This is a genomic window from Cronobacter sp. EKM101R, assembly GCF_963888145.1.
In the GTDB taxonomy this organism is placed as follows: Bacteria; Pseudomonadota; Gammaproteobacteria; order Enterobacterales; family Enterobacteriaceae; genus Cronobacter; species Cronobacter turicensis.
Genome location: NZ_CAWPHW010000011.1, coordinates 17,238 through 29,996 on the forward strand (window position 1 = coordinate 17,238; position 12,759 = coordinate 29,996).

The following is a 12,759-nucleotide window of genomic DNA, read 5'->3' on the forward strand; positions in this document are numbered from 1 at the left end:
AACGATTACTCGTTGTCGTTGCCGCCCAGACCTGCGTTCAGCAGTTCTGCCAGGCTTGCAGACGCGTCTTCCGCAGTGACCTGCGGTGCTGCCGGGAGTTCACCCGCAGCGCGACGGCGCATACGATCCTGGTGGTACGCGTAACCGGTACCGGCCGGGATCAGACGACCCACGATAACGTTCTCTTTCAGACCGCGCAGTTCGTCGCGTTTGCCCGCAACGGCTGCTTCGGTCAGCACGCGAGTGGTCTCCTGGAACGAGGCCGCGGAGATGAAGGACTCGGTAGCCAGAGACGCTTTGGTGATACCCAGCAGATCGCGCGAGAAGGTCGCACCGATTTTGCCGTTCGCTTCCAGATCGCGGTTAGCAATCTTGACGCGTGAGTATTCAACCTGCTCGCCTTCCAGGAACTCAGAGCTGCCCGCGTTATCGATGGTTGCTTTACGCAGCATCTGACGAACGATAACTTCGATGTGTTTATCGTTAATCTTAACGCCCTGCAGACGGTATACGTCCTGTACTTCGTTAACGATGTAACGGGTCACAGCCTGAACGCCACGCAGACGCAGGATGTCGTGCGGCGCTTCCGGACCGTCGGAAACCACGTCACCACGTTCTACACGTTCACCTTCGAACACGTTGAGCTGACGCCACTTAGGAATCATCTCTTCGTACGGCTCGCTGCCATCTACTGGAGTGATAACCAGACGGCGTTTACCTTTGGTCTCTTTACCGAAGGAAATGATACCGCTGATCTCAGCCAGGATTGCAGGCTCTTTCGGACGACGTGCTTCGAACAGGTCAGCAACGCGTGGCAGACCACCGGTGATGTCCTTGGTACCGCCGGATTCCTGCGGAATACGCGCCAGGGTGTCACCAGAGCTGATCTGTACGCCATCTTCCAGCTGTACAATCGCTTTACCCGGCAGGAAGTACTGTGCCGGCATGTCGGTACCCGGGATCAGAACGTCGTTACCCTGAGCATCAACGATTTTCAGCGCCGGACGCAGATCTTTACCGCCCGCGGTACGTTCAGCAGAATCCAGAACCACCAGAGAAGACAGACCGGTCAGCTCGTCGGTCTGACGAGTAATGGTCTGGCCGTCGATCATGTCAGTGAAGCGGATGAAACCACTTACTTCGGTGATAACCGGCATGGTGTGTGGATCCCAGTTTGCAACGGTTTCACCGCCGGCAACCTGCTCGCCATCACCTTTCGCCATAACAGCACCGTAAGGCACTTTATAGCTCTCTTTGGTACGACCGAATTCGTCGATCAGTTTCAGCTCGGTGTTACGGGACGTCACCACCAGCTTACCGCTGGAGTTAACAACCGACTTCGCGTTGCTGAGCTTGATGCTACCTTTGTTTTTCACCTGGATGCTGGATTCAGCAGCCGCACGAGATGCCGCACCACCGATGTGGAACGTACGCATCGTCAGCTGAGTACCCGGCTCACCGATAGACTGTGCCGCGATAACGCCGATGGCTTCACCTTTGTTGATGATGTGGCCACGCGCGAGGTCTCGACCGTAGCAGTGCGCACATACACCAAAGTCGGTGTCACAGGATACAACGGAACGCACTTTCACGGAGTCAACAGAGTTGGCTTCCAGCAGGTCACACCAGTGCTCGTGCAGCAGCGTGTTGCGTGGAACCAGAATATCTGCGGTACCCGGCTTCAGAATGTCTTCCGCGGTAACACGACCCAGTACGCGATCGCGCAGCGGCTCTTTAACATCACCACCCTCGATAACCGGGGTCATGGTGATGCCTTCCAGCGTGCCACAATCGTCTTCGGTCACGACCAGATCCTGCGCAACGTCAACCAGACGACGCGTCAGATAACCGGAGTTCGCGGTTTTCAGTGCGGTATCCGCCAGACCCTTACGAGCACCGTGAGTCGAGATGAAGTACTGGAGTACGTTCAGACCTTCACGGAAGTTCGCGGTGATCGGCGTTTCGATGATGGAGCCATCCGGCTTCGCCATCAGACCACGCATACCTGCCAGCTGACGAATCTGTGCCGCAGAACCACGCGCACCGGAGTCGGCCATCATGTAGATGCTGTTGAAAGAAACCTGCTGCTCTTCTACGCCGTCACGGTTAATCACGGTTTCGGTTTGCAGGTTATCCATCATCGCTTTGGATACACGATCGTTCGCCGCAGCCCAGATATCGATAACTTTGTTGTAGCGTTCGCCCGCGGTTACCAGACCAGACTGGAACTGCTCCTGGATCTCAGCAACTTCGGCTTCCGCTTCGGAGATGATCTCGTGTTTCTTCTCCGGGATAACCATGTCGTCGATACCTACGGACGCACCAGAGCGCGCTGCATAGGCGAAACCGGTGTACATGGTCTGGTCAGCAAAGATAACGGTCGGCTTCAGGCCCAGAATGCGGTAACAGGTGTTCAGCATTTTGGAGATTGCTTTCTTGCCCAGCGCCTGGTTGACGATGGAGAAAGGCAGACCTTTCGGCACGATCATCCACAGAATCGCACGACCTACGGTAGTGTCGATCAGGCTGGTTTTCGCAACGAATTCGCCGTTTGCATCTTTTTCGTATTCGGTGATACGCACTTTAACGCGCGCATGCAGAGAGGCCAGGCCTGCGCGATAAATACGCTCAGCTTCTTTCGGGCCAGTCAGCACCATGCCTTCGCCTTTGGCGTTAACACAGTCACGGGTCATGTAGTACAGACCCAGTACAACGTCCTGAGACGGAACGATGATTGGTTCGCCGTTCGCCGGAGACAGGATGTTGTTGGTAGACATCATCAGCGCACGCGCTTCGAGCTGGGCTTCCAGCGTCAGCGGTACGTGAACAGCCATCTGGTCACCATCGAAGTCGGCGTTATATGCCGCACAAACCAGCGGGTGCAGCTGGATAGCTTTACCTTCGATCAGTACCGGTTCGAACGCCTGAATACCCAGACGGTGCAGGGTCGGCGCACGGTTCAGCAGTACCGGGTGCTCACGGATAACTTCGTCCAGGATATCCCAAACGACCGCTTCTTCACGCTCAACCATTTTCTTGGCGGCTTTGATGGTGGTCGCGAGGCCACGCAGCTCCAGCTTGCCGTAGATGAACGGTTTGAACAGTTCCAGCGCCATTTTCTTCGGCAGGCCGCACTGATGCAGACGCAGGTACGGACCTACGGTAATTACGGAACGACCAGAGTAGTCCACGCGCTTACCGAGCAGGTTCTGACGGAAACGACCCTGCTTACCTTTAATCATGTCGGCAAGGGATTTCAGCGGACGCTTGTTAGAGCCGGTGATCGCACGACCGCGACGACCGTTATCCAGCAGGGCGTCTACCGCTTCCTGCAGCATACGTTTTTCGTTGCGTACGATGATGTCCGGCGCCGCCAGATCCAGCAGACGTTTCAGACGGTTGTTACGGTTGATCACGCGACGATACAGATCGTTCAGATCCGACGTTGCGAAACGACCGCCATCCAGCGGAACCAGCGGACGCAGATCCGGCGGCAGTACCGGCAGAACGGTCAGGATCATCCACTCCGGCTTGTTGCCGGACTGTACGAACGCTTCCAGCAGCTTGATGCGCTTGGTCAGCTTTTTACGCTTGGTTTCGGAGTTGGTTTCGTTCAGCTCTTCTCGCAGCTGTTCGCACTCGGCTTCCAGATCCATGCTTTTCAGCAGAGCCTGAATAGCTTCGGCGCCCATTTTCGCGTCGAATTCGTCACCGAACTCTTCCAGCGCGTCCAGGTACTGCTCTTCCGTCAGGATCTGGCTGCGCTCGAGGTTGGTCATGCCACCCTCGATAACCACGTAAGATTCGAAATACAGTACGCGTTCGATATCGCGCAGCGGCATATCCAGCAGCAGACCGATACGGGACGGCAGTGATTTCAGGAACCAGATGTGCGCGGTCGGGGAAGCCAGTTCGATGTGGCCCATGCGCTCACGACGCACTTTAGTCTGGGTCACTTCAACGCCGCACTTCTCACAAATCACACCGCGGTGTTTCAGGCGCTTGTACTTACCGCACAGGCACTCATAGTCTTTTACCGGCCCAAAGATACGGGCGCAGAACAGACCATCGCGCTCCGGCTTGAAGGTACGGTAGTTAATGGTTTCCGGCTTCTTAACTTCACCGAAAGACCATGAACGGATCATGTCTGGCGAGGCCAGAGCAATTTTGATCGCATCAAACTCTTCGGTTTTAGTTTGCGCTTTCAGAAACTTTAATAAGTCTTTCACGGATTTGCTCCCGTCGGAGTTAGCACAATCTGGCGCCGGGTGTTACCCCGGCACCAGTGACCTGTTTGAGCGAGAGTTACTCGTCTTCCAGTTCGATGTTGATGCCCAGCGAACGAATCTCTTTCAACAGTACGTTGAACGATTCCGGCATGCCCGGTTCCATCTGATGGTTGCCATCCACGATGTTCTTATACATCTTGGTACGGCCGTTCACGTCATCAGACTTAACGGTAAGCATTTCCTGCAGGGTATAGGCGGCGCCATAAGCTTCCAGCGCCCATACTTCCATCTCACCGAAGCGCTGACCACCGAACTGCGCCTTACCACCCAGCGGCTGCTGAGTAACCAGGCTGTAAGAACCGGTGGAACGAGCGTGCATCTTGTCGTCGACCAGGTGGTTCAGTTTCAGCATGTACATGTAACCTACGGTTACCGGACGCTCGAACTGTTCACCCGTACGGCCGTCGAACAGGGTGATCTGACCGGAAGTCGGCAGGTCGCCCAGCTGCAGCAGCTCTTTAATTTCAGCTTCTTTCGCGCCGTCGAATACCGGCGTGGCGAGCGGCATACCTTTACGCAGGTTTTCAGCCAGACGCAGTACTTCTTCGTCGCTGAAGGTGTTCAGGTCAACTTTCTGACGAACATCCTGACCGAGGTCGTAAGCTTTCTGGATGAATTCACGCAGTTTCGCGACTTCTTCCTGACGCTTCAGCATGGCGTTAATCTTGTCGCCGATACCTTTCGCCGCCATACCCAGGTGAGTTTCCAGGATCTGACCGATGTTCATACGAGACGGTACGCCCAGCGGGTTCAGTACGATGTCTACCGGCGTGCCGTTTTCATCGTAAGGCATATCTTCGATCGGGTTGATCTTGGAGATAACACCTTTGTTACCGTGGCGGCCTGCCATCTTATCGCCCGGCTGGATCTGACGTTTAACGGCCAGATACACCTTAACGATTTTCAGCACGCCCGGCGCCAGATCGTCGCCCTGGGTGATTTTGCGGCGTTTCGCTTCGAGTTTCTTCTCAAACTCGTGCTTCAGCTCGTCGTACTGTTCAGCCAGCTGCTCCAGCTGATTCTGTTTCTCTTCGTCGGTCAGGCCGAGTTCCAGCCAGCGGTCGCGCGGCAGTTTGTCGAGCTTCTCAGCTTCGACGCCGCCTGCGATCAGTACAGCGCGAATACGGCTGAACAGACCCGCTTCGAGGATCTGCAGTTCTTCAGACAGGTCTTTTTTGGCCTGCTTGAGCTGCATTTCTTCGATTTCCAGCGCACGTTTGTCTTTTTCCACGCCATCGCGGGTAAAGACCTGAACGTCGATAACCGTACCGGAAACACCGTTCGGCACACGCAGAGAAGAGTCTTTAACGTCAGACGCTTTCTCACCGAAGATAGCACGCAGCAGTTTCTCTTCCGGCGTCAGCTGGGTTTCACCTTTCGGTGTTACCTTGCCCACCAGAATGTCGCCGCCGGTCACTTCCGCGCCGATGTAGACGATACCGGATTCATCCAGTTTGGAGAGCGCAGCTTCACCCACGTTCGGGATGTCAGCGGTGATCTCTTCCGGCCCCAGCTTGGTATCGCGAGATACGCACGCCAGTTCCTGAATGTGAATCGTGGTGAAACGGTCTTCCTGAACCACACGCTCGGAAACGAGGATGGAGTCTTCGAAGTTGTAGCCGTTCCACGGCATGAACGCTACGCGCATGTTCTGACCGAGCGCCAGTTCACCGAGGTCGGTGGACGGACCGTCTGCCAGCACGTCGCCGCGCTCAACCGGTTCATTCAGAGACACGCACGGCATCTGGTTGATGCAGGTGTTCTGGTTAGAACGGGTGTATTTAGTCAGGTTATAGATGTCGATACCTGCTTCGCCCGGGTACATCTCGTCTTCGTTAACTTTGATAACGATACGGGAGGCATCCACGTACTGAACGGTACCGCCACGTTTCGCCACGGCGGTTACGCCGGAGTCAACGGCAACAGCACGTTCCATACCGGTACCAACCAGCGGCTTATCAGCGCGCAGAGTCGGAACCGCCTGACGTTGCATGTTCGCACCCATCAATGCACGGTTGGCGTCATCGTGTTCAAGGAACGGGATCAGAGACGCACCGACGGAAACCACCTGCTGGGTGGAAACGTCCATATAGTCAACCTGGTCTGCGCTGAAGAGGCTGGATTCGCCTTTGCTGCGGCAGGTGACCAAATCGTCGGCGAAGCGGCCTTCTTCGGTCAGGTTGGTGTTCGCCTGAGCGATAACGTAGTTACCTTCTTCGATAGCGGAGAGGTAATGAATTTCATCGGTAACCACACCGTCGGTCACTTTACGATACGGCGTCTCAAGGAAGCCATATTCGTTAGTCTGTGCGTACACGGACAGGGAGTTGATCAGACCGATGTTCGGACCTTCCGGCGTTTCGATAGGACATACGCGACCGTAGTGGGTCGGGTGTACATCTCGAACTTCGAAGCCTGCGCGCTCACGCGTCAGACCGCCCGGGCCCAGTGCAGAGATACGACGTTTGTGCGTAATCTCAGACAGCGGGTTGTTCTGGTCCATAAACTGAGACAGCTGGCTGGAGCCGAAGAACTCTTTTACCGCAGCGGAGATAGGCTTGGCGTTGATCATATCCTGCGGCATCAGGGTATCCAGATCGCCCAGAGACAGACGCTCTTTCACCGCACGCTCTACACGCACCAGGCCAACACGGAACTGGTTTTCCGCCATTTCGCCAACGGAACGGATACGACGGTTGCCGAGGTGGTCGATATCATCCACTTCGCCTTTGCCGTTACGGATATCGATGAGCTTCTTCATCACATCGATGATGTCAGCTTTGCTCAGGATACCGGAACCTTCGATCTCATCACGCAGCAGAGAACGGTTGAACTTCATGCGGCCAACCGCAGACAGATCGTAACGATCTTCAGAGAAGAACAGGTTCTCAAACAGGCTTTCCGCCGCTTCACGCGTCGGCGGTTCGCCAGGACGCATCATGCGGTAGATTTCAACCAGCGCGCTCAGGCGATCGGTCGTCGGGTCGACGCGTACGGTCTCAGACATGTACGGGCCGTGATCGAGGTCGTTGGTGAACAGCGTCTCGATACGTTTGTGACCAGACTGGCTCAGTTTCGCCAGCAGATCCAGGGACAGTTCCATGTTGGCCGGGCAGATAAGCTCGCCAGTGGAAGCATCCACGTAATCTTTCGCCGCCACTTTGCCCGCGATGTATTCCACCGGAACTTCGATGAGTTTGATTTCGTCTTTTTCGAGCTGGCGGATGTGACGCGCAGTGATACGACGGCCTTTTTCTACGTAAATTTTGCCGTTTGCTTCGATATCAAAAGAGGCGGTCTCGCCACGCAGGCGCTCCGGAATCAGCTCCATCTGCAGCTTGTTGTCGCGGATTTCGAAAACCACTTTCTCGAAGAACAGGTCAAGGATCTGCTCAGTGGTGTAATCCAGCGCGCGCAGGATGATCGTTGCCGGCAGCTTACGACGACGGTCGATACGGACAAACAGGTTGTCTTTCGGATCGAACTCAAAGTCCAGCCAGGAGCCACGGTAAGGAATGATGCGTGCGTTATACAGCACCTTACCAGAGGAGTGGGTTTTACCCTTGTCGCTGTCAAAGAACACGCCCGGGCTACGGTGCAGCTGAGAAACGATAACGCGCTCAGTACCGTTGATAACAAAGGTACCGTTATCGGTCATGAGCGGAATTTCGCCCATGTAAACTTCTTGCTCTTTGATGTCTTTAACGGTGCCTTCCGGCGCTTCGCGCTCGTAGATCACCAGACGCAGCTTAACGCGCAGCGGTGCCGAATAGGTCACGCCACGGATCTGGCATTCTTTAACATCAAACACCGGTTCGCCAAGACGGTAGCTGACGTATTGCAGTTCCGAATTGCCGCTGTAGCTCTGAATCGGGAATACGGAGCGGAAAGCTGCTTCCAGACCGTACTGACCCTCAGGATCTTGCTCGATAAATTTCTGGAACGAGTCAAGCTGGATAGAAAGGAGATAGGGAACATCCAGAACTTGTGGACGTTTACCAAAATCCTTACGAATACGTTTTTTCTCGGTATAGGAGTAAACCATAGGGTTCCTCAGCTCGCTGACAAGTCGACCCACTCTGTCCATCGAAGGGACAGTTTATGCAACACCATTTTGTTGACCGAAAAGTGGAACACTTTTCGCAATACCTGTTGCTATCACGCTTAAACCATTTCATTGCGATTTACACAGTGCCGAAACGCTGTCGCAGTATATTAAGTCGTCGATAGAAACAAGCATTGACGGGTAACCAGCAGTAAAACAGTGTGAAACGCTACTGGTCCCCTAGCGCAAAAAGGCTGGTGACCAAAAAGTCACCAGCCATCAGCCTGATTTCTCAGGCTGCCACCAGAAGGGTTGGCTTATTTAACTTCAACTTCAGCGCCAGCTTCTTCCAGAGATTTTTTCAGAGCTTCAGCGTCATCTTTGCTCACGCCTTCTTTCAGAGCGGCCGGAGCAGATTCTACCAGGTCTTTAGCTTCTTTCAGACCCAGGCCAGTTGCGCCACGTACTGCTTTGATAACAGCAACTTTGTTAGCGCCAGCGGCTTTCAGAATAACGTCGAATTCAGTTTTCTCTTCAGCAGCTTCAGCAGCCGGGCCAGCAGCAACAGCTACAGCGGCAGCAGCAGAAACACCGAATTTTTCTTCCATTGCAGAAATCAGCTCTACAACGTCCATTACGGACATAGCGGATACTGCTTCAATGATTTGATCTTTAGTGATAGACATTTAATTGTTCCTGAATATCAGAATAAGTTTTGTACGTAAGCAAATACGCGATTACGCAGCTTCTTTCGCATCGCGAACAGCAGCCAGAGTGCGAACCAGTTTGCCAGCAGAGGCTTCTTTCATGGTTGCCATCAGGCGTGCAATTGCTTCTTCGTAAGTCGGCAGAGTTGCCAGGCGGTCGATCTGCGACGCCGGGATCAGCTCGCCTTCAAAGGCAGCGGCTTTAACCTCAAATTTTGCATTCGCTTTCGCGAAATCTTTGAACAGACGAGCAGCAGCGCCCGGGTGTTCCATAGAATATGCAATCAGGGTCGGACCAACAAACGCGTCTTTCAGGCACTCAAACTGAGTACCTTCAACAACACGGCGCAGCAGGGTGTTACGAACAACACGCATGTATACGCCGGCTTCGCGACCTGCTTTACGCAGTTCAGTCATTTTGTCTACAGTAACGCCACGGGAATCCGCAACTACTGCAGACAGCGCGCCTTTGGCTACTTCGCTGACTTCAGCAACAATCGCTTGTTTGTCTTGAAGATTTAAAGCCATTAGCTTTTGCTCCTGGATTTTAGCCGGGACAAGTCCCGGAACTCACTTCACTCAATCATACGAAAGAGCGTCGAAATACGGTGAGCAGAAACAAGCCAAAGACTACTTAAAAAATATTCTTCAGGTTCTGTCACCGTCTACGCAGGGAATTAAGTCTCTTGCGAAACACCTGCGGTCTTGGACGGAGGCCTGGATAAGGCCAGGCTCCAACCGAAAATCTTTTGTGCTCTGCTTAGCAGAACAATGGGCGTAAGATTGTAGACAAATCCGACGCCCACGTAAAGAGGCGAATTAGTTCGCCACTGCGCTCAGACCAGACTGGTCTACCGCAACACCTGCGCCCATGGTGGTGGACAGGCTAACTTTCTTGATGTACACGCCTTTAGCAGAAGACGGTTTTGCTTTTTTCAGAGCAACCAGCAGCGCTTCCAGGTTTTCTTTCAGTTTGTCAGCGTCAAAGTCCACTTTACCGATGGTAGTGTGAATGATGCCGTTTTTGTCGTTACGGTAACGAACCTGACCTGCTTTAGCGTTTTTAACCGCTTCAGCAACGTTCGGCGTTACAGTACCCACTTTCGGGTTCGGCATCAGGCCACGCGGACCCAGAACCTGGCCCAGCTGGCCAACAACGCGCATTGCATCCGGGGAAGCAATAACAACGTCAAAGTTCATTTCGCCTTTTTTGATCTGATCAGCCAGATCTTCCATACCTACCAGCTCTGCGCCAGCTGCTTTAGCAGCTTCAGCGTTCGGGCCCTGGGCAAATACGGCTACGCGAACAGAACGGCCAGTACCGTGCGGCAGTACAGTCGCGCCACGCACGTTCTGGTCAGATTTACGAGCGTCGATGCCGAGGTTAACAGCAACGTCAACGCTTTCTACGAACTTAGCGGTAGCCAGTTCTTTCAGCAGAGTGATGGCTTCGTTGATGTCGTACTGTTTGGTCGCATCGACTTTGTCACGGATCACACGCATGCGCTTGGTCAGTTTAGCCATTTCTTAATCCTCCACTACCAAGCCCATGGAACGTGCAGTACCTTCGATGGAGCGAGTCATCGCTTCTACGTCGGCGCCAGTCATGTCAGCAGCTTTGGTCTGTGCAATTTCCTGCAGCTGAGCGCGGGTAATAGTACCCACTTTGTCTTTGTTCGGCTTACCGGAACCAGACTTGATACCAGCCGCTTTTTTCAGCAGGACAGCTGCCGGCGGGGTTTTGGTAACGAAGGTGAAAGAACGGTCAGCGTAAACGGTGATAACAACCGGAATCGGCAGACCTTTTTCCATAGAATCCGTCTTCGCGTTGAACGCTTTACAGAATTCCATGATGTTAACACCCTGCTGACCCAGAGCCGGACCGACCGGCGGGCTCGGGTTAGCCATACCAGCTGCAACCTGCAGCTTAACGTAGGCTTGTACTTTCTTGGCCATGAAAATTTCCTCAGTTGGGTCTAACGCCTCGAAGAGGCTCCCCGTGATTAAAACGTTTTATGGGTTGACCCCATAAAAACAAAAGGCGCGAAATTGTATTCCAATCTCGCGCCCTGTGCAACGGTTAACCGCTGGTTTTTCGAACTCAGATTACGCTTTTTCTACCTGGCCGAAGTCAAGCTCAACCGGGGTAGCGCGACCGAAGATAGAAACCGATACTTTCAGGCGGCTCTTCTCATAATCGACTTCTTCCACCACGCCGTTAAAGTCAGCAAACGGACCGTCATTAACACGAACCATCTCACCTGGTTCAAACAGCGTTTTCGGACGCGGTTTGTCACCAACCTGCTGCAGGCGGTTCATGATAGCGTCCACCTCTTTGTCGCTGATTGGCGCAGGACGGTCAGACGTACCACCGATAAAGCCCATCACGCGAGGCACGCTACGCACCAGGTGCCAGCTTGCGTCGTTCATAACCATCTGAACTAACACATAACCGGGGAAGAATTTGCGTTCGCTTTTGCGACGCTGGCCGCCACGGATTTCCACTACCTCTTCGGTAGGTACCATGACTTCGCCAAACAACTCTTCCATGTTGTGTAATTTGATATGCTCGCGCAGCGAAGTAGCTACGCGGCCTTCAAAACCGGAAAACGCCTGAACGACGTACCAGCGCTTTTTAGGTGCTTCAGACATCTCAGAACCTCAGGCCAGTGATAAAGGATACCAGGCGGACCAGAATACCATCCAGCCCCCACAGGATTAGTGACATAACAGCGGTCACTGCAGCCACGATTAATGTGGTGTGCAACGTTTCCTGGCGAGTCGGCCAAATAACCTTACGGACTTCGGTTCTCGCTTCACGGGCAAAGGCGACGGTAGCTTTACCTTTAGTCGTCAACAGCGCGACACCACCCGCTGCAGCAATCAGAATTACTACCGCAAGAGCACGCAGCGGCAGGGTAATCTCACGGTAAAGAAAGTTGCCTACGATAGCTACAATCAGCAGCGCAGCGACAACCAACCACTTCATCACTTCCAGGCCGCGCCCGCTTCCTTGAGCTTCGGTATTCGCACTCATAAACCAACCTGTCATAGTAAATCAGACAAACATTTTTGCCCCGCACAAGCGAGGCAAGCCAGACCGAATTGCTCTTTTTACATTGCGCTTCGGAGTTACGCTATCTGCAGAGCCTGTCTCAGCAATGATTATGTGGAATAAATCACTGATGAGCCAGGTTCTGGGCCGAGAGCGTGCAAAAAGGGCATCAAATGATGCCCTTTTATTGCGCATTGCGTCAAATGTTATCAGCGATTAGCCGAGAACTTTAGCAACCACGCCCGCGCCAACGGTACGGCCGCCTTCGCGGATTGCGAAACGCAGACCGTCGTCCATCGCGATCGGGTGGATCAGGGTGACAACCATTTTGATGTTGTCGCCCGGCATTACCATCTCAACGCCTTCCGGCAGTTCGATGGTACCGGTCACGTCAGTGGTACGGAAGTAGAACTGCGGACGGTAGCCTTTGAAGAACGGAGTGTGACGGCCGCCTTCGTCTTTGGACAGAATGTACACTTCAGATTCGAACTTGGTGTGCGGCTTGATGGAGCCCGGCTTAGCCAGTACCTGACCACGTTCGATTTCTTCACGTTTGATACCACGCAGCAGAACACCTACGTTCTCGCCCGCGCGGCCTTCGTCCAGCAGTTTGCGGAACATTTCAACGCCGGTACAGGTGGATTTCGCGGTGTCTTTGATACC

At 53.8% G+C, this 12,759-nt stretch carries 9 protein-coding genes; all 9 read right to left on the bottom strand.

What is annotated here, in order from left to right; genetic code table 11:
- Nucleotides 1–5: 5 nt before the first annotated feature.
- On the bottom strand, nt 6–4,229 hold the full coding sequence (rpoC, locus tag AACV31_RS08520; protein WP_007766553.1) for a DNA-directed RNA polymerase subunit beta': 4,224 nt from the start codon (nt 4,227–4,229) through the stop codon (nt 6–8).
- A gap of 76 nt (nt 4,230–4,305) precedes the next feature.
- The gene (gene rpoB / locus AACV31_RS08525) at nt 4,306–8,334 is read right to left on the bottom strand and encodes a DNA-directed RNA polymerase subunit beta (protein ID WP_041923096.1); all 4,029 of its coding nucleotides are present in this window, start codon (nt 8,332–8,334) and stop codon (nt 4,306–4,308) included.
- A gap of 317 nt (nt 8,335–8,651) precedes the next feature.
- Nucleotides 8,652–9,020: a 50S ribosomal protein L7/L12 gene (gene rplL / locus AACV31_RS08530; RefSeq protein ID WP_007727297.1), complete on the bottom strand. Its 369-nt coding sequence runs from the start codon at nt 9,018–9,020 to the stop codon at nt 8,652–8,654.
- Nucleotides 9,021–9,071: 51 nt separating this feature from the next.
- Nucleotides 9,072–9,569 carry a 50S ribosomal protein L10 gene (gene rplJ, locus AACV31_RS08535; protein WP_007704673.1) on the bottom strand — a complete coding sequence of 166 codons (498 nt, stop codon included), beginning with the start codon at nt 9,567–9,569 and terminating at the stop codon, nt 9,072–9,074.
- A gap of 291 nt (nt 9,570–9,860) precedes the next feature.
- On the bottom strand, nt 9,861–10,565 hold the full coding sequence (gene rplA, locus AACV31_RS08540; protein WP_007766548.1) for a 50S ribosomal protein L1: 705 nt from the start codon (nt 10,563–10,565) through the stop codon (nt 9,861–9,863).
- 3 nt (nt 10,566–10,568) lie between these two features.
- Nucleotides 10,569–10,997, bottom strand: a complete 429-nt coding sequence (gene rplK / locus AACV31_RS08545; protein WP_007766545.1) for a 50S ribosomal protein L11 — start codon at nt 10,995–10,997, stop codon at nt 10,569–10,571.
- 150 nt (nt 10,998–11,147) lie between these two features.
- Nucleotides 11,148–11,693 (bottom strand): transcription termination/antitermination protein NusG, encoded by a 546-nt coding sequence (gene nusG / locus AACV31_RS08550; protein WP_007665882.1) that lies wholly within the window; start codon nt 11,691–11,693, stop codon nt 11,148–11,150.
- 1 nt (nt 11,694) lies between these two features.
- Nucleotides 11,695–12,078, bottom strand: a complete 384-nt coding sequence (gene secE, locus AACV31_RS08555) for a preprotein translocase subunit SecE (protein ID WP_007727302.1) — start codon at nt 12,076–12,078, stop codon at nt 11,695–11,697.
- Between the two features lie 234 nt (nt 12,079–12,312).
- A partial coding sequence (locus AACV31_RS08560; RefSeq protein WP_244947427.1) for an EF-Tu C-terminal domain-related protein occupies nt 12,313–12,759 on the bottom strand: 447 nt, incomplete at its 5' end.